This is a genomic window from Streptomyces sp. NPDC126503, assembly GCF_040302405.1.
Lineage (GTDB): Bacteria > Actinomycetota > Actinomycetes > Streptomycetales > Streptomycetaceae > Streptomyces > Streptomyces gulbargensis.
In genome coordinates this window covers 112,652-129,516 of record NZ_JBEORS010000016.1, presented here as the reverse complement: position 1 = coordinate 129,516, position 16,865 = coordinate 112,652, and the positions used below count along the sequence as shown (strand labels likewise).

At 71.3% G+C, this 16,865-nt stretch carries 16 protein-coding genes; 14 read left to right on the top strand and 2 right to left on the bottom strand.

Annotated features, from left to right (window positions below):
- Positions 1-61: 61 nt before the first annotated feature.
- From ABTY40_RS21415 to ABTY40_RS21350, 14 genes are all read left to right on the top strand, one after another.
- Complete coding sequence (locus tag ABTY40_RS21415) at positions 62-595, top strand: LOG family protein (RefSeq protein ID WP_352060999.1); 534 nt, start codon at positions 62-64, stop codon at positions 593-595.
- A gap of 183 nt (positions 596-778) precedes the next feature.
- Positions 779-1,207 (top strand): hypothetical protein, encoded by a 429-nt coding sequence (locus tag ABTY40_RS21410; protein ID WP_352060998.1) that lies wholly within the window; start codon positions 779-781, stop codon positions 1,205-1,207.
- Entirely contained in the window at positions 1,207-3,015 is a 1,809-nt protein-coding gene (locus tag ABTY40_RS21405) for an alpha/beta hydrolase (protein ID WP_352060997.1), read from the top strand. The genes ABTY40_RS21410 and ABTY40_RS21405 overlap by 1 nt, the downstream gene beginning before the upstream one ends.
- 104 nt (positions 3,016-3,119) lie before the next feature.
- Positions 3,120-3,590 (top strand): hypothetical protein, encoded by a 471-nt coding sequence (locus tag ABTY40_RS21400; RefSeq protein WP_352060996.1) that lies wholly within the window; start codon positions 3,120-3,122, stop codon positions 3,588-3,590.
- 14 nt (positions 3,591-3,604) lie between these two features.
- A complete protein-coding gene (locus ABTY40_RS21395) occupies positions 3,605-4,303 on the top strand; it encodes an SDR family oxidoreductase (protein WP_352060995.1) in 699 nt (232 codons plus the stop codon).
- A gap of 2 nt (positions 4,304-4,305) precedes the next feature.
- Positions 4,306-5,307: a methionine synthase gene (locus tag ABTY40_RS21390; protein ID WP_352060994.1), complete on the top strand. Its 1,002-nt coding sequence runs from the start codon at positions 4,306-4,308 to the stop codon at positions 5,305-5,307.
- A gap of 32 nt (positions 5,308-5,339) precedes the next feature.
- Positions 5,340-7,517 (top strand): NAD-dependent DNA ligase LigA, encoded by a 2,178-nt coding sequence (ligA, locus tag ABTY40_RS21385; protein ID WP_352060993.1) that lies wholly within the window; start codon positions 5,340-5,342, stop codon positions 7,515-7,517.
- 319 nt (positions 7,518-7,836) lie between these two features.
- A complete protein-coding gene (locus ABTY40_RS21380) occupies positions 7,837-10,005 on the top strand; it encodes a putative bifunctional diguanylate cyclase/phosphodiesterase (RefSeq protein ID WP_352060992.1) in 2,169 nt (722 codons plus the stop codon).
- Between the two features lie 97 nt (positions 10,006-10,102).
- On the top strand, positions 10,103-10,399 hold the full coding sequence (gatC, locus tag ABTY40_RS21375; protein WP_015036350.1) for an Asp-tRNA(Asn)/Glu-tRNA(Gln) amidotransferase subunit GatC: 297 nt from the start codon (positions 10,103-10,105) through the stop codon (positions 10,397-10,399).
- 4 nt (positions 10,400-10,403) lie between these two features.
- Complete coding sequence (gatA, locus tag ABTY40_RS21370) at positions 10,404-11,900, top strand: Asp-tRNA(Asn)/Glu-tRNA(Gln) amidotransferase subunit GatA (protein WP_345285693.1); 1,497 nt, start codon at positions 10,404-10,406, stop codon at positions 11,898-11,900.
- A 5-nt stretch (positions 11,901-11,905) separates the two neighbouring features.
- On the top strand, positions 11,906-12,139 hold the full coding sequence (locus tag ABTY40_RS21365; RefSeq protein WP_250765831.1) for a hypothetical protein: 234 nt from the start codon (positions 11,906-11,908) through the stop codon (positions 12,137-12,139).
- Positions 12,140-12,155: 16 nt separating this feature from the next.
- A complete protein-coding gene (gatB, locus tag ABTY40_RS21360) occupies positions 12,156-13,667 on the top strand; it encodes an Asp-tRNA(Asn)/Glu-tRNA(Gln) amidotransferase subunit GatB (RefSeq protein WP_352060991.1) in 1,512 nt (503 codons plus the stop codon).
- 160 nt (positions 13,668-13,827) lie between these two features.
- Complete coding sequence (locus ABTY40_RS21355; RefSeq protein ID WP_352060990.1) at positions 13,828-15,108, top strand: AAA family ATPase; 1,281 nt, start codon at positions 13,828-13,830, stop codon at positions 15,106-15,108.
- Positions 15,105-15,737, top strand: a complete 633-nt coding sequence (locus ABTY40_RS21350; RefSeq protein WP_352060989.1) for a hypothetical protein — start codon at positions 15,105-15,107, stop codon at positions 15,735-15,737. Before ABTY40_RS21355 ends, ABTY40_RS21350 begins: the two co-directional genes overlap by 4 nt.
- 3 nt (positions 15,738-15,740) lie before the next feature.
- On the opposite strand, the gene ABTY40_RS21345 is transcribed toward ABTY40_RS21350, so the two are convergent.
- Positions 15,741-15,986 (bottom strand): DUF397 domain-containing protein, encoded by a 246-nt coding sequence (locus ABTY40_RS21345; RefSeq protein ID WP_352060988.1) that lies wholly within the window; start codon positions 15,984-15,986, stop codon positions 15,741-15,743.
- Entirely contained in the window at positions 15,983-16,810 is an 828-nt protein-coding gene (locus ABTY40_RS21340; RefSeq protein ID WP_352060987.1) for a helix-turn-helix domain-containing protein, read from the bottom strand. The genes ABTY40_RS21345 and ABTY40_RS21340 overlap by 4 nt, the downstream gene beginning before the upstream one ends.
- Positions 16,811-16,865: the final 55 nt, after the last annotated feature.

The window sequence follows — 16,865 nt, the reverse complement described above, 5'->3', positions numbered from 1 at the left end:
CGCCGGCCGCACTTTCTTCGAAAAACTTGGAAACCGCTGGTCAGCGCCTACGGTGGAGGCCATGAACATCTGCGTCTTCCTCTCCGCCGCCCACCTGGACGAGCGCTACACCACCCCCGCCCGCGAGTTCGCCCGCCTCCTGGGCAAGGCCGGCCACACCCTGGTGTGGGGAGGCTCCGACACCGGCCTCATGAAGGTCGTCGCGGACGGCGTCCAGGAGGCCGGGGGCCGGCTCGTCGGAGTCTCCGTGGACTTCCTCGCCCACAAGGCCCGCCCCGGCGCCGACCAGATGGTCGTCGCCCGCGACCTGGCCGAGCGCAAGGCGCTCCTGCTCGCCAAGTCCGACGCCATCGTGATCATGGTCGGCGGCACCGGCACCCTGGACGAGGCCACCGAGATCCTGGAGCTGAAGAAGCACGGCAAGCACAACAAGCCGGTGGTGCTCCTCAACACCGACGGCTTCTACGACGGTCTGAAGACCCAGTTCCGCCGGATGGAGGAGGAGGGTTTCCTCCCGCTCCCTCTCTCCGACCTCGTCCTCTTCGCCGACGACGGCCCGACGGCCCTCGCCCACCTGGAGTCGTCCCTGGCCTGAGTCACCCTGACGTGCGTTCACGTGTGCGACGTACGTACGGATGCTCATGTGATGCTGTGACCTTCCTGCTACATGATCGAGTGTTTTCGCGTCGGAGATCCACTTTCCAGGAGCACAACTGCAAACCTGCTGCGTTAGCCTCACCGAGCGCGGAAACGGAACGCAGAAGCAGACGGGGGAGCCGTGTCGTACTCGGAGCGCTGGCAGGAGCTGTTCGGGCCCGCCGACGGAGGGCCGGCGACGCGCCTCGCGTCGGCCGTCCCGGGGCCCGGGGCCGGAGGCGGGAACGGGAAGCTCAGGCACAGCGGCGGCCCCTGGACCGGCGCCGCGGGAACCGCCGGTGACCTCCGGACGAGCACCGGGACGAGCCGCACGGCCCTCGGCCGCGGTCACGAGGGCGTCGCGGCGGGAGCCGCGGGTCTCACCTCCGTCGCGGCTCTCACGGGCGTGCTGGCCTCCTGGGAGGAGCGTCTGCGCGCGGTGGCGGACGAGTGCGAACAGCTCAAGGGAGCACTGCTCGCCGTGGCGAAGGAGATGGGCGAGACCGAGACCGCGATCGAGAGGTCCTTCCAGGGCGTCGGCGGCCCGGCCGAGAAGGCCGGCGACCGGTGATGACCGAGACGCTCACGTGGCGGTTGCTGCGCGACCTCAAGACCTCCGAGTTCACGGAGGCCGGCGACACGTGGCACGAGGTGTCCAACCGTTCCGAGTCCGACCGCGCCCGGGTCGATCGCGCGATGTCCGCGAAGCTCCGCGAGACCCAGGAGAGCGAGTCGGCGGAAGCGGCCCTCGGCAGGCTCAAGCGCCTCAGCCGCAACTTTCAGTACCTGCACAGTGAGTGCGGGCTCATCCGCACCGCCCTCAACGGCCTCGCCGGTGACCTCACCGAGCCGCAGAACCAGCTGAAGCAGGCACTCGCGGACGCCGCTGCCCTGCACTTCACCGTCCACGAGGACGGCTCCGTCAGCTACCCGGCCGCCGAGGTCGAGGATGTCACCGGCGCGAAGCAGAACGCCCCGGGGGGCACCACGCGGGGCGACTCACGTCTCCCCCTGGAACCGCCCGGCCCCGGCGCGGGCGGCCGGCCGTCCCTGTATCCGGGCTACTCCGGTTTCAAGCCGCTCAACCCGAACGCCGCCAAGGCCCAGGACGTGGCCGACCGCATCGCCCGGGCCGTGCGGTCCGCGCGGGAGATCGACGCCCGGTACGCCAGGACCCTGCACGGTCTGCGGGCGGAGAAGGGCCTCGACGTCACCGAGGCCACCCTGAAGGACGTCTTCCGGGACACCGCCGACGTCCGCTCGGCCGCCGGCACGCACCTCGGCGCAGCCGTACCGGAGGACAAGAGCCCCGCCGAACGCAAGAAGTGGTGGGACGGCCTGACGGACGAGCAGCGCCAGGAGTACCTGGAGGTGGCCCCGGACCTGATCGGCGGCCTCGACGGGATCCCGGCGGCGGCGCGGGACGAGGCGAACCGGAACTACCTGCCCGTCCTCATCGACGACCTCTCGCGCCGGGACGGCGACGACGCGGAGACCAAGCTCAACGCCCTCCGCATGCTCCAGGGCAAACTGAACGAGCCGAGCGACCCGCCGATGTTCCTGCTGGGGATCGGAGACGAGGGCAACGGGCGCGCGATCGTCTCGTACGGGAACCCGGATACGGCGAGGAACGTGTCGGCGTACGTGCCGGGTCTGGGCACCAGGCTCGATGACGAGTTCGTGGAGGACACGATGAAGCGGGCCCAGGACACGGCCAAAGGCGCGCGGCGCTTCGATCCGTCCAGCGCTTCGATCGTCTGGCTCGGCTACGACGCCCCGCAGAACGTCGATGTGATGACCAAGGGGGACGCAGAGCGGGGAGCCCCCGCGTACAACCGATTCATGGAGGGACTCTCCGTCTCCCATCAGAGCAAGGACCCGCACGTGACGGCCATCGGGCACTCGTACGGCTCACTCACCGTGGGTACCGCCGCCAAGCAGTCCGGTGGCATCCCCGGCGTCGACGACATCGTCCTGCTGGGTAGCCCCGGTGTGGACGCGCAGAAGGCCGAGGAGCTGGGGGTGGGCAAGGATCATGTCTTCGTCGGAGCCGCCGACAACGACCCGGTCACCCACCTGCCGTCGAAGGACGAGGCCGCGCTGGGCTGGGTGACCGGAGGCCCGGTGGGCGTCCTGGTCGGCCGTGACCTCTACGACATCGACAACGACGACGTGTACTTCGGCAAGGATCCGGCGAGCGAGGCCTTCGAAGCCCGGCGCTTCAAGGTCGACGACGGCCCACGGATGATCTTCGATGCGGGCAAGTTCGATGCGCACTCCCAGTACTTCACACCGGAGCTGGACCGCGTAGGCGCGACGAACATCGCAATGATCGTCGCAGGGCGACCCGACGGGATCACCACGGAGGAACACCGATGAAGCGGCTGCGACGGACCGTACGGCTCGCCATGTCCATCCTTGTGGTGAGTGCCTTCACGGCGGGTTGTGGCGGGCAAGGCGGTGGAAACGGACCGAGGACAGACATGAACATGCAGGACGCGGCGGAACGAGCGGATGCGATGCTGGACGCCACATTGCGCGCGATCGTGCCTGAGGTCCAATGGGATCACGACACCTGGACGAGCGGCAGCTGCACGGTGACCCGGCGTCGCACCGTGACGACCATCATCTCCGAGGAACGGCGAGGGAATTTCCTCGGTGTGATCGAGCGGTTCTGGAAGAAGTCCGGATACGAGATCACCAGCGTGAATCCGAGCAAGGACATGCCAGGAATCTTCGCCAGGACCTCCGATCACTTCCAGCTCACCGTAGAGGTCGGCTACAAGGGTCAGGCGTTCTTCGATGTCGTCACCCCCTGCGTCGGCAAATCCGACGTCGCCGAGCCCGCCTCCCGGCCCAACGGCCCCGCCCACCCCCCCGGCCACATCCCCACCCCCAACGTCCGCTCCGACTTCTGGTCCGCCACCACGCCCGCCCCGTCCGCCTCCGGCTGACCGCAGGTGGGAGCATGGCTCCCATGGCTACACATGTGATCACCGGAGCCGGTTCCGGCATCGGCGCGGCCGTCGCGCGCCGCCTCCACGCGCGCGGGGACGAGCTCGTGCTGCACGCGCGGGACGCGGGGCGGGCCAAGGAGCTCGCGGCGCAGTTCCCCGGGGCCCGGACGCTCGTGGGGGACCTCGCCGACCCGGACCGGCTCTCGTGGGCGTTCTCGCACCAGAGCCTGCCGGAGCGGGTGGACGGCCTGCTGCACATCGCCGGGGTCGTCGACCTCGGGCCGGTCGGCGAGCTCACGCCGAAGACCTGGCACCACCAGCTCAACGTCAACCTGATCGCCCCCGCCGAACTCACCCGCCACTTCCTGCCCCAACTGCGGGTCTCCCAGGGCCACGTCGTCTTCGTGAACTCGGGTGCGGGCCTCAACGCGCACGGGGAGTGGGGCGCGTACGCCGCCTCCAAGCACGGACTGAAGGCCCTCGCGGACGCGCTGCGCCACGAGGAGCACGCCCACGGCGTGCGGGTGACCTCCGTCTACCCGGGCCGCACCGCCAGCCCCATGCAGGCCAAGGTGCACCAGCAGGAGGGCAAGGAGTACGACCCGTCGCGGTGGATCGACCCCGAGTCGGTCGCGACGGCGATCCTCACCGCGCTCGACCTGCCGCGCGACGCGGAGATCAACGACCTCACCGTCCGTCCGGGGCGGTGACCGTGACCGAGACGACGACCCTGTGGGGCCCGGCGACCGGTGTCGGGTCCCTGCCCGGCGGTGACGCCCGCGAGGCCGCGAAGACCGTCACCGGCTCCTTCGAGGACTTTCCCTTCCTCGCCGAGCTGCCCGCGCGGGGGCCCGGCGCCGACATGATCGGCCGGACCCTCGGCCTGCTCGTCGAGCTGTACGCGCACGTGGAGCCGAGCGGCTGGCGGGTCAGCGACCGGCCCGGCCGGGACACCCGGCGCGCCCGCTCCTGGCTCGGTGAGGACCTCGACGCCCTGGAGGAGTTCACCCAGGGGTACGAAGGCCCCCTGAAGGTCCAGGCGGTCGGCCCGTGGACGCTCGCCGCCGCCCTGGAACTGCGCGGCGGCGAGGCCGCCGTGGGCGACCCGGGCGCCTGCCGGGACCTGGCCGCCTCCCTCGCCGAGGGCCTCCGCGCGCACCTCGCGGAGGTCGCCCGGCGCGTCCCCGGCGCCCGGATCGTGCTCCAGCTCGACGAGCCCTCGCTCACCGCCGTCCTGCGCGGACAGGTCCGTACCGCCAGCGGCTACCGCACCTACCGGGCCGTCGACCGGCAGGTCGTGGAGAGCGCCCTGCGCGACATCGTCGCCGTCCACGACGGGCCCGTGGCCGTCCACTCCTGCGCCCCCGACGTCCCCTTCGCCCTGCTGCGCCGGGCCGGCGCGGCCGCCGTCTCGTTCGACTTCGGGCTCCTCACCGAGCGTGACGAGGAGACGATCGGGGAGGCGGTGGAGGCCGGGACGAAGCTCCTCGCCGGTGTGGTGCCGTCCACCGACGGCCCGTTGTCGGACCCGGGCGGTAGCGTCATGGGTGTCAGGACGCTGTGGCGCAGGCTGGGGCTGAATCCGGGGACTCTCGCCGAGTCCGTGGTCGTCACGCCCACGTGCGGGCTGGCGGGCGCCTCGCCCGCGTACGCCCGGGCGGCGCTCGCCCATTGCGTCCGGGCGGCGAGATCACTCGCGGACAACCCAGAGTGACCGGGTTCTGAGGTACGGGAGGACGGACGAAGGTGGCAGTCGAACAGGGGGCCCCCGCGGAGGCGCGGGAGAAGCACGCCGAGCTGGCCGAGCAGATCGAGGAGCACCGCTTCCGGTACTACGTGAAGGACCAGCCGGTCATCAGCGACGGCGAGTTCGACCGGCTCCTGCGCTCCCTGGAGGAGCTGGAGGAGGAGTACCCGGAGCTGCGCACGCCCGACTCGCCGACCCAGAAGGTCGCCGGGCAGTACGAGACGGAGTTCACCGCCGTCGAGCACCGGGAACGCATGCTCTCCCTGGACAACGCCTTCGACGACGCGGAGCTCGCCACCTGGGCCGAGCGCGTCGCGCGGGACGTCGGCACTCCCGACTTCCACTACCTGTGCGAGCTGAAGGTCGACGGCCTCGCGGTCAACCTCACCTACGAGCACGGCCGGCTGACCCGGGCCGCGACCCGCGGCGACGGCCGGACCGGCGAGGACATCACGCCCAACGTCCGGACCATCGCCGACGTCCCGGACCGCCTCCGCGGCGAGAACGTCCCCGCCCTGGTCGAGATCCGGGGAGAGGTCTACTTCCCGATGGAGGCCTTCGAGGGGCTCAACGCCCGCCTGGTCGAGGCCGGCGACAAGCCCTTCGCCAACCCGCGGAACGCGGCGGCCGGTTCGCTGCGCCAGAAGGACCCCAAGGTCACCGCCTCCCGTCCGCTCCACATGGTGGTGCACGGCATCGGCGCCCGCGAGGGCTTCGACATCTCCCGGCTCTCCGAGGCGTACGGGCTGCTGCGCGCGTGGGGCCTGCCCACCGCCCGGCACAACGAGGTGGTCGGCTCCCTCGACGAGGTCCGGGCGTTCATCACCCGCTTCGGCGAGAACCGGCACTCCGTGGAGCACGAGATCGACGGGGTCGTCGTCAAGCTGGACGAGATCCCGCTCCAGGGCCGGCTGGGCTCCACGGCGCGCGCCCCGCGCTGGGCCATCGCCTGGAAGTACGCCCCGGAGGAGGTCAACACCAAGCTGATCGACATCAAGGTGGGCGTCGGCCGGACCGGCCGCGTCACGCCGTACGCGCAGGTCGAGCCGGTGACGGTGGCCGGTTCCGAGGTCGAGTTCGCCACCCTGCACAACCAGGAGGTGGTGAAGGCCAAGGGCGTGCTGATCGGGGACACGGTCGTGCTGCGCAAGGCCGGTGACGTGATCCCGGAGATCCTCGGCCCGGTCGCCGACCTGCGGGACGGCAGCGAGCGGGAGTTCGTCATGCCGGCCCAGTGCCCCGAGTGCGGCACCCCGCTGCAGCCGATGAAGGAGGGCGACATCGACCTCCGCTGCCCCAACGCCCGCACCTGCCCCGCCCAGCTGCGTGAACGTCTCTTCTACCTCGCCGGGCGCCAGTGCCTGGACATCGAGAACTTCGGCGCGGTGGCCGCCGCCGCGCTGACCCGGCCCCTGGAGCCGGCCGAGCCGCCGCTCGCCGACGAGGGCGACCTCTTCGACCTCACCATCGAGCAGCTGCTGCCGATCAGGGCCTATGTCCTCGATCCGGACAGCGGACTGCCCAAGCGGGACCCGAAGACCGGCGAGGAGAAGATCGTCCACGTCTTCGCCAACCAGAAGGGCGAGCCGAAGAAGAACGCCCTCGCCATGCTGCGGAACATCGAGGAGGCCAAGACCCGTCCGCTGGCCCGCTTCCTCAACGGTCTCTCGATCCGGCACGTGGGTCCGGTCGCCGCCGAGGCGCTGGCCCGTGAGTTCCGCTCACTGGAGCGGATCGAGCAGGCGAGCGAGGCGGAACTCGCGGCGACCGACGGCGTAGGTGACATTATCGCGGCCGCGGTGAAGCAGTGGTTCGCCGAGGATTGGCACCGCGAGATCGTGCGCAAGTGGCGCGCGGCGGGCGTGAGCTTCGAGGACGAGGGGGCGGGGGAGGACCTCGGGCCCCGGCCGCTGGACGGGCTGACGGTCGTGGTGACCGGCACCCTCCAGAACTTCACCAGGGATGGCGCAAAAGAGTCGCTCCAAGCCCTCGGAGCCAAGGTTTCCGGTTCCGTTTCCAAGAAGACCGCCTTCGTGGTCGTCGGGGAGAACCCGGGTTCCAAGTACGACAAGGCGATGCAGCTGAAGGTTCCGGTTCTCGACGAGGACGGCTTCGGAATCCTGCTCGAACAAGGGCCCGAAGCCGCTCGGGAGGTCGCCGCGCAGGACGCCGGCTGAGCCCCTTCCGGTACCCCTTCACCGCCCCGGAGGCTCACCCGTTCGGCGCATACCAGATCGTTACGGGTGGCCTGCTCGCATTCGGGCAAGACATGGAGAGCGCTGCCCGTCGGCGCCCTCGGCGGCCTACTGTGGAAACCGTGCGTCCTGTCCCGCACGGCCGAGCGAGGGCTCTGCCCGGTGCGGTGCCAGGGCACCGGCCCCGTGGCACCAGGAGCGGCCGCCCCGCGGCCGCTCCCGCCACGGACGGACGACACACGGCCGCCTCACCGCGGCCCATCGCACACCGACGGCACCGCCGCCTGTGAGAGGGACGGGAATGGAACCGACCGAGAGCGCCGCCCCGGTCGCACGGCCGCGCGGCCGTGTGGTCCCCGCCGGCTTCGTCTCCGGCCTGCCCGCGACCGTGCTGGGCACCGCGGCCGTCGTGCTCGTCACCGGCCTCCAGCGGGCCCTGAGCACCGGCCACGGACTCTTCCCCGGCGGCACGACCGGCTGGTCCCTCGCCGTCCTCACCGGCCTCATCGTCGGCCACCTGGTCGCCCTCGGCCGGGACCGCTGGTGGGGCGGCACCGGCTCCGGCGCCGCCCTCACCCTCGCCGTCCTGCTCCTGTACGGCTGGGTGCCCGCCGGGCTCGTCTCGCTCACGGTCGTCGTCCTGGTCGGCGCCGCCCGCCGCCACCGCTGGCGCCAGGGCCTCCTGCACGGCGCGGCCGACATCCTCGGCGTCGGCGCCGCCGCCCTGGTCCTCGCCCTCTTCGGAGACGTACCGACGGTCGAACACCCCTGGCAGCCCCTCGACTGGGGGATCGCGGACGTGCCGGAAGTCGCGCTCGCCGCCGCCGTCTACCTCGTGGCGACCCGGCTCCTGCTGTGGTACACGCTCTCGCCCCCCGGTCGCGGCCTGCCCACCGTCGCCCGCACCGCCCTCCTGCGCCAGGGCCTCGTCGCCGTCGCCCTCCTCGGCATCACCCCCCTCATCTGCGTCGTCGCCGCCTCCCGCCCGATCCTGCTGCCCCTCTTCGCCGTCCCCCTCATCGCGCTGGACTCCACCCTCTGGATCGCCCGCGCCCGGGCCGAGGAACAGCTGCGCGACCCGCTCACCGGCCTCCCCAACCGCCAGTGGCTCCTGGAGCGCACCTGGGCGGCCCTGGAGGAGGCCGAAGGACAGGGCGTCCGCGCCGCCCTCGTCCTCATCGACCTCGACCGCTTCCGTTCGGTCAACGACACCCTCGGCCACCTCGCCGGCGACCGGCTCCTCCTCCAGATCGCCGAGCGGCTCCGCCTCGCCCTGCCGCGCGGCGCCGAGGCCGCCCGCCTCGGCGGCGACGAGTTCGCCGTCCTGCTCCCCGTCGCCGACTCCACCACCAGCGCCCAGCGCGTCGCCCGCCACCTCGTCGCCGAGCTCTCCTCCCCGCTCGACCTCGACGGCCTCACCCTCGTCCTAGAGGCCAGCGCCGGCGTCGCCGTCTTCCCCGAGCACGCCCTCGACGCCGAGGGCCTGCTCCGCCGCGCCGACGTCGCCATGTACCAGGCCAAGCGCGACCGCACCGGCGTCGAGGTCTACGAGTCCAAGCGCGACTCCAACACCCCCGACCGGCTCGGCCTCCTCGGTGACCTCCGACGCGCCCTGGACGCCGGCGAGGTCGAACTCCACTACCAGCCCAAGGTCCGCTTCGACGGCCAGGTCGCCGGTCTGGAGGCCCTCGTCCGCTGGGTCCACCCCGAGCGGGGGAAGGTTCCTCCGGACGAGTTCATCGCCATCGCCGAGTCCTCCGGCCTGATGCCGCACCTGACCGAGTACGTCCTGGAGACCGCCCTGGCCCAGGTCGCCCGGTGGCGCGCCCAGGGCCTCCACGTCCCGGTCGCCGTCAACGTCTCGCCGCGCGACGTCCACACCCCCGGCTTCGCGGGCGCCGTCGCCGCCCGCCTCGCCCGCCACGGCGTCCCGGCCGGCGCCCTCCAGCTGGAGATAACCGAGCACGTCCTCCTGGAGGACCCGCAGAAGGCCGCCGACACCCTCAACGGCCTCACCGGCCACGGCGTCAAGATGTCCCTGGACGACTTCGGCACGGGCTACTCCTCCCTCGTGCACCTGCGCCGGCTGCCCGTCAGCGAACTGAAGATCGACCGTTCCTTCGTCGCCCGGCTCGCCGTGGACACCGAGGACGCCGAGATCGTGCGCTGCACCGTCGACCTCGCCCACTCCCTCGGCCTGCTCGTCGTCGCGGAGGGCGTGGAGGACGACGAGACCTGGGAGCGGCTGCGGGACCTGGGCTGCGACGCCGTCCAGGGCTGGCTGGTCGCCGCCGCCATGCCGCCCGGCGAGACCACCGCCTGGCTGCTGGCCCGGGGCGAGCACGGCTGGCGCCGCCCCGCCGACATCGCCGCCGCGGCCGCCGCCGAGCTCGGGCGGGCGACCGCCGTGACGCTCGACCCGGCCGCCGCCGTCGAGCTCGACCCGGCCCCCGGCCGGGTCGTGCAGTAGCCGCCCCGGCCGTCCCCGGGCAAACCGTTTCACGGGCAGAGGTGCGAGCCCCATAGGATTGGGTCAACACCATCACACGCACCCCGTGAGGATCCGCATGCCTGGCATCACGCGCGAGGAGGTCGCCCACCTCGCACGGCTGGCGCGTCTGGAGCTGAAGGGCGAAGAACTCGATCACTTCGCCGGCCAGCTCGACGACATCATCGGCGCGGTCGCCCGCGTCTCCGAGGTCGCCGACCAAGACGTACCGCCGACCTCCCACCCGCTGCCGCTGACGAATGTCATGCGCGCGGACGAGGTCCGTCCGTCGCTCACCCCCGAGCAGGCGCTCTCCGGCGCCCCGGCCCAGGAGCAGCAGCGTTTCAAGGTGCCGCAGATCCTGGGGGAGGACTAAGACCATGACGGACAGCATCATCAAGCTCACGGCCGCCGAGACCGCCGCGAAGATCGCCTCCGGCGAACTCACGGCCGTCGAGGTCACCGAGGCGCACCTGGCCCGCATCGAGGCCGTCGACGAGAAGGTCCACGCCTTCCTGCACGTCGACCGTGACGGTGCCCTCGCGCAGGCCCGCGCCGTCGACGAGAAGCGCGCCCGGGGCGAGAAGCTGGGCCCGCTCGCCGGTGTGCCGCTCGCGCTGAAGGACATCTTCACGACCGTCGGCGTGCCGACGACCGTCGGCTCGAAGATCCTCGAGGGCTGGATCCCGCCGTACGACGCGACCCTGGTCAAGAAGCTGAAGGCCGCCGACGTCGTCATCCTCGGCAAGACCAACATGGACGAGTTCGCGATGGGCTCCTCCACGGAGAACAGCGCCTACGGCCCGACCGGCAACCCGTGGGACCTGACCCGCATCCCCGGCGGCTCCGGCGGCGGCTCCTCGGCGGCCCTCGCCGCGTACGAGGCGCCCCTCGCCATCGGCACCGACACCGGCGGTTCCATCCGCCAGCCCGCCGCCGTCACCGGCACCGTGGGCGTCAAGCCGACCTACGGCGGGGTCTCCCGCTACGGCATGGTGGCCTTCTCCTCCTCCCTCGACCAGGGCGGCCCGTGTGCCCGTACGGTCCTGGACGCGGCCCTGCTGCACGAGGCCATCGCCGGTCACGACCCGCTCGACTCGACCTCCATCGACCTGCCGGTCCCGCCGGTCGTCGAGGCGGCCCGCAACGGCTCGGTCGCCGGCATGCGCGTGGGCGTCGTCAAGCAGTTCCGCGGCGAGCACTACCAGGCCGGCGTGATGCAGCGCTTCGACGAGTCCGTCGAGCTGCTGAAGGAGCTGGGCGCCGAGATCGTCGAGCTGGACTGCCCGACCTTCGACCTGGCCCTCTCCGCGTACTACCTGATCGCGCCCTCGGAGTGCTCCTCCAACCTGGCCCGCTTCGACGCCATGCGCTACGGCCTGCGGGTCGGCGACGACGGCACGCGCTCGGCCGAGGAGGTCACCGCCCTCACCCGTGAGGCCGGCTTCGGCGACGAGGTCAAGCGCCGCGTCATCCTCGGCACGTACGCGCTGAGCTCCGGCTACTACGACGCGTACTACGGCTCGGCCCAGAAGGTCCGGACCCTCATCACGCGCGAGTTCGAGCAGGCCTTCGAGCAGGTGGACGTCATCGTCTCCCCGACGACCCCCACCACCGCCTTCCCGATCGGCGAGCGCGCCGACGACCCGATGGCGATGTACCTCGCGGACCTGTGCACCATCCCGACCAACCTGGCCGGCAACGCCGCCATGTCGCTGCCCTGCGGCCTGGCGCCGGAGGACGGCCTTCCGGTCGGCCTGCAGATCATCGCCCCCGCCATGAAGGACGACCGGCTCTACAAGGTCGGTGCCGCCGTCGAGGCCGCGTTCGTGGAAAGGTGGGGCCACCCGCTGCTCGAGGAGGCTCCCGCACTGTGAACGCCATGGCCAAGAAGGCGAAGAACTTCAAGAAGTCGAAGACCGGCGTCTACGTGTCGCTGGCCAGCACCGCCTTCGGCGCGGTGAGCGTCGCCAAGCAGGCGAAGCTGGCCCGCAGCGACGGCGACATGCTCCGCCTGGTCGACGCCGCCGTGTCCGCCGCCGCCATCGTCACCGGCCTCGCGATCCTGTACCGCGAGCTGAAGCGCCTCGGCGACGACGACGTCCTGCTGGGCTGAGAGGGAAAGTTCCACCGTGACTGTCACTGAACTGCTGTCGTACGAAGCGGCACTCGCCGAGTACGACCCCGTCATGGGCCTGGAGGTCCATGTCGAGCTCGGCACGAAGACGAAGATGTTCTGCGGCTGCTCGACCGAGCTGGGCCAGGACGCCAACACGCAGACCTGCCCGACCTGCCTCGGCCTGCCCGGCTCCCTGCCGGTGGTCAACGCGGTCGGCGTCGAGTCCGCCATCAAGATCGGCCTCGCGCTGAACTGCGAGATCGCCGAGTGGTGCCGCTTCGCCCGGAAGAACTACTTCTATCCGGACATGCCGAAGAACTTCCAGACCTCCCAGTACGACGAGCCGATCGCCTTCAACGGCTACCTGGACGTCCAGCTGGAGGACGGCGAGATCTTCCGCGTCGAGATCGAGCGCGCCCACATGGAGGAGGACACCGGCAAGTCCACCCACATCGGTGGCGCGACCGGCCGCATCCACGGCGCCTCGCACTCCCTGCTCGACTACAACCGGGCCGGCATCCCGCTCATCGAGATCGTCACCAAGCCCATCGAGGGCGCGGGCGAGCGGGCCCCCGAGGTCGCCAAGGCGTACGTCGCCGAGCTGCGCGAGCTGATCCGAGCCCTCGGCGTGTCCGAGGCGCGGATGGACAAGGGCCAGATGCGCTGCGACGTGAACCTGTCGCTGCGTCCGCACGGCACGAAGACCTTCGGCACCCGCTCGGAGACGAAGAACGTCAACTCGCTCCGTTCGGTGGAGCGGGCCGCCCGCTTCGAGATCCAGCGCCACGCGGCTGTCCTGTCCTCCGGCGGGACGATCGTGCAGGAGACCCGGCACTTCCACGAGGACGACGGCACCACCACCGCCGGCCGCATCAAGGACAACGCCGAGGACTACCGGTACTTCCCGGAGCCCGACCTCGTCCCCGTCGCCCCGTCCCGCGAGTGGGTCGAGGAGCTGCGCGCCGGGCTGCCCGAGCTGCCGCGCGTGCGCCGCAACCGGCTGCGCGAGGAGTGGGGCGTCTCCGAGGTCGAGATGCAGGCCATCCTCAACGCGGGCGCGGTCGACCCGATCGTCGCCACGGTCGAGGCGGGCGCGGACGCGGCCTCGGCCCGCAAGTGGTGGATGGGCGAACTCGCCCGCAACGCCAACGAGAAGGGCGTCTCCCTGGAGGAGCTGCCCATCACCCCGGCCGACGTGGCCCGGGTCTCGGCGCTCGTCGCGGACGGTTCGCTCAACGACAAGCTGGCCCGCCAGGTCATCGAGGGCGTCCTCGCCGGCGAGGGCAGGCCGGACGAGGTCGTCGAGAAGCGCGGTCTGAAGGTCGTCTCCGACGACGGCGCGCTCGGCGCGGCGGTCGACGAGGCCATCGCGGGCAACGCGGCCATCGCCGACAAGATCCGCGGCGGCAAGGTCGCGGCGGTCGGCGCCCTGGTCGGCGCGGTCATGAAGGCCACGCGCGGCCAGGCGGACGCGGCGAAGGTCAAGGACCTGATCCTGGAGAAGCTGGGCGTCAGCGAGGGCTGATCCCGTTCTCGTACGCGTGACAGGGGCGGCCCCGCACCGGACTTCCGGTGCGGGGCCGCCCGTCGTCGTACGGCGTGCGTCCACGTGGCCGGGACAGCCGTCGGCGTTAGGGTGAGGGGGCCGGTGCCGGCAGCGGAGAACACGAGGAGCAGAGCCCAGGATGATCACCCAGATCCGGATCGACGGCTTCAAGTCGTTCCGCCGTTTCAGCCTCGACGTACCGCCGACGCTGATCATGCTGGGTGCGAACGGGGCGGGGAAGTCGAACCTCTTCGACGCCCTCCGGCTCGTCGCCGGGACGGCGGACCGCGGTTTCGAGGAGACGGTCCGCAAGGACCGGCGGCTGGCGCCCGTCGACCTGTTCCACCGTGGACAGGGGCGGGAGCGCCAAGAACTGACCATCACGGTCGGATCGCTGGTGGCGACCCGCTACGGACCGCTGCCGCTGCGGATCCGGCTCTCCGTGACGCGCCTCGGATCGGGCCGGGTCGCGCTCGGGCGCAACTGCGGTGTCTGGGTCAGCAGCCTGCACCGGCCCGACTGGATGGATCGCGTCGGCCTGGCCGAGGAGGAGCAAAGGGCCGTGGCCCGTGCGCGCTCGGAGTTCGTCGAGCACGAGAGCGAGTTCGTGCCCTTCCACGGTCCCCTGGGAAGCGCCCTGTCCGTGGAGGACGAAGACTCCGTACGAACCGCCGGGAACGGCTCCCTCTTCGAGGAGCCGGGCACGGAACTGCGCTTGCTGGCCGCGCGGGAATGCGCGTCGTGGGCACCCTTCCTCCTCGACCCGGCGGCGCTGCGCCGGCCGTCCCCCGCCTTCGTCCACGGTCGGCTCGACGCCGACGGCGGGAACCTCGCCGAAGTGCTCCATCGCATCGAGGAGCGTCCGCCGCTCTGGCGCCGGTTCGTCGCGGACATGGCCGCGCTCGTCGAAGGAGTCGAGGACGTCCGGGTCCTCTACGACGAGCGGCGTCAGGAGTACGACTTCGAGGTGGCCTTCAGCAACACGGGGTGGCTGTCACCGCCCACTCTGTCCGACGGCACGCTGCGCATGGCGGCCCTGCTCGCGGCCGCCGCCGACCCGGCCTGGCCCGGGGGGATGACCGTCGAGGAGATCGAGAACGGAATGAACCCGGAGCGCGTCGCCGAGCTTGTGCGCCGGCTGCGGCGCGGTACCGGTGTGACGCCGGAGGCGTCCGCGTACCGGCAGCTCATCGCCACGACCCATTCGCCGGCCCTCCTCGGCGCGCTCAAGCACGACCTGTCCGGCAGCCTCGTCTTCCTGGAGCAGGCGGACCGGGTCGATCCGGCCGACGGGACGATCTCCCGCGCGACGGTGGCCAGGCCGCTGCGGGCCTTCGACCCGGAACGGGAGCCGGGCGAGAGTGTGTCTCCCGAGCAGGTGGAGCGGCTTCTGCGGAAGCTGAACAGGGGCGGGGAATGAGGACGTTGCTGCCGGGTCTGCTCGTCGAGGGCAGCGACGGGCCCTATCTGCGGAGCCTGGTCGAGCGACAGCTCGAAGAGATCCTCCTCGCGGGAGGCGCGCAGACGGTGGACGTCCTGCGCTGCGAGGTCTCCCCGGTCCGCTCCAACGACCGGCCGGACCTGGTCCTGGCGGCGGCCGAGGAGCTCGCGGCCGACTGCGACATCGTCTTCGTCCACGGCGATCAGGACGCTCTGGAGGCCCGCCGGAAGTTGGTCGCCGAGCTGGAGCAGCGGCGGGCCGAAGCCCCGCGCGCCGGGGTGTCCGTCCCGCTCGTGCCCGTCCTGATGACCGAGTCCTGGATGCTGGCCGACCGGAAGGCCCTGGAGTCCGTGGTGGGCGAACTCCCGGAGTACCCGTATTCCGGGCCGGCGGCGGTCGAGAAGCGGACGGCACTCAAGGGCGGCAAGAAGATGACGCCCAAGGAGGTCTGGAAGACCCTTCTCGGGAGCGACGGGCCCGAGGTGCTCCACGACGGCGCGGAACTGCTCGTGCGTCGAACGGACCTCGCCGTGCTCGCGCAGGTTCCCTCGTACCGGACGTGGTGCGAGGACACCGAACGCGCCCTGCGCGAGCGGCGCTTCCTGTAAGGCTCAGACGGCCGTCCCGGTGACGAACACGCTCCAGGCGGCGGGGGAGACGGTGAAGAGGGGACCGGTCTCGCCGAGCTTGGAGTCCCGGACGTGCACGGCGGCGGGATGGGCGGCCACCTCGACGCAGGCGCCGCCCTCGCTGCCGCTGTAGCTGGACTTGCGCCAGTCGTAGGCGACTTCGAGGCAGGCGCCGCCCTCGTCGCCGCTGTAGCTGGACTTGAACCACGAAAGTGCTGCTGCGCTCATGTCTCTCCCGCCAGACGTTCCAGCAGGCCCATGGTGTCCTCGGGCGTCAGGGCCTGTGACCGCAGCATTCCATACTTGGCCTGGAGGATGCCGACCTCGTCGGGGTCGTCGATGAGGAAGCTGACCCGCTGCCCCTCGATGTAGGCGACGTGCTCGTGGTCGGGTGTTTCGAGGAGCACCATGGGCCCGTCGAGCCCCGCGTGCGTGGTCCGCGACTTCGGGAGGATCTGGAGCGCGAGGAAGGGGAGTTCGGCCATTTCGCGCAGGTGGAGGATCTGCCCCCGCAGCACCTCGCGCCCGCCGATGGGCTGCTCCAGGATGGATTCGTTCAGGAGGAAGGACATCATCGGCGGCCAGGGCTTCCGCTCGAAGATCCGCTGGCGGTCGAGCCGGTCGAGCATCCGGTCCTCCGCCTCCTGCGGAGTGATCGGTGGGTAGAGGCAGTCGAAGACGGCGCGGGCGTAATCCGCAGTCTGGAGCAGGCCCGGAACCACCCCGTTCTCGTACCAGCTGAGGCTGAGGGCCAGTGCCTCCAGCTCGATGAACTCCTGTACGAACGCGGGATACCGCTCCTTCTTTGGCGCCTTCCCGACCGCCACGGCCAGCGCGCCCCCCGTGTCCAGGAGGTCGTCCAGCTCAGCCGCGAGCCCCAGCCGCAGCGCCCGCCGCCCCTGCTCGATCGACCCCAGCGTCTCCAGTCCCACGCACGCCTGCGCGGCCAACTGCGGCTGGGTCAGCCCCGCCTGTTTCCGGTAGAGCGCCACCAGGGCGCCGACCACTTCCCATGAGGGGACCTTCTTCCTGGAGTGCGTACCGCGTTGCATGAGCGGTGACTTCCCCACCGCGTGCGTACGTGACGCGTTCCGGACCCGTACAAAG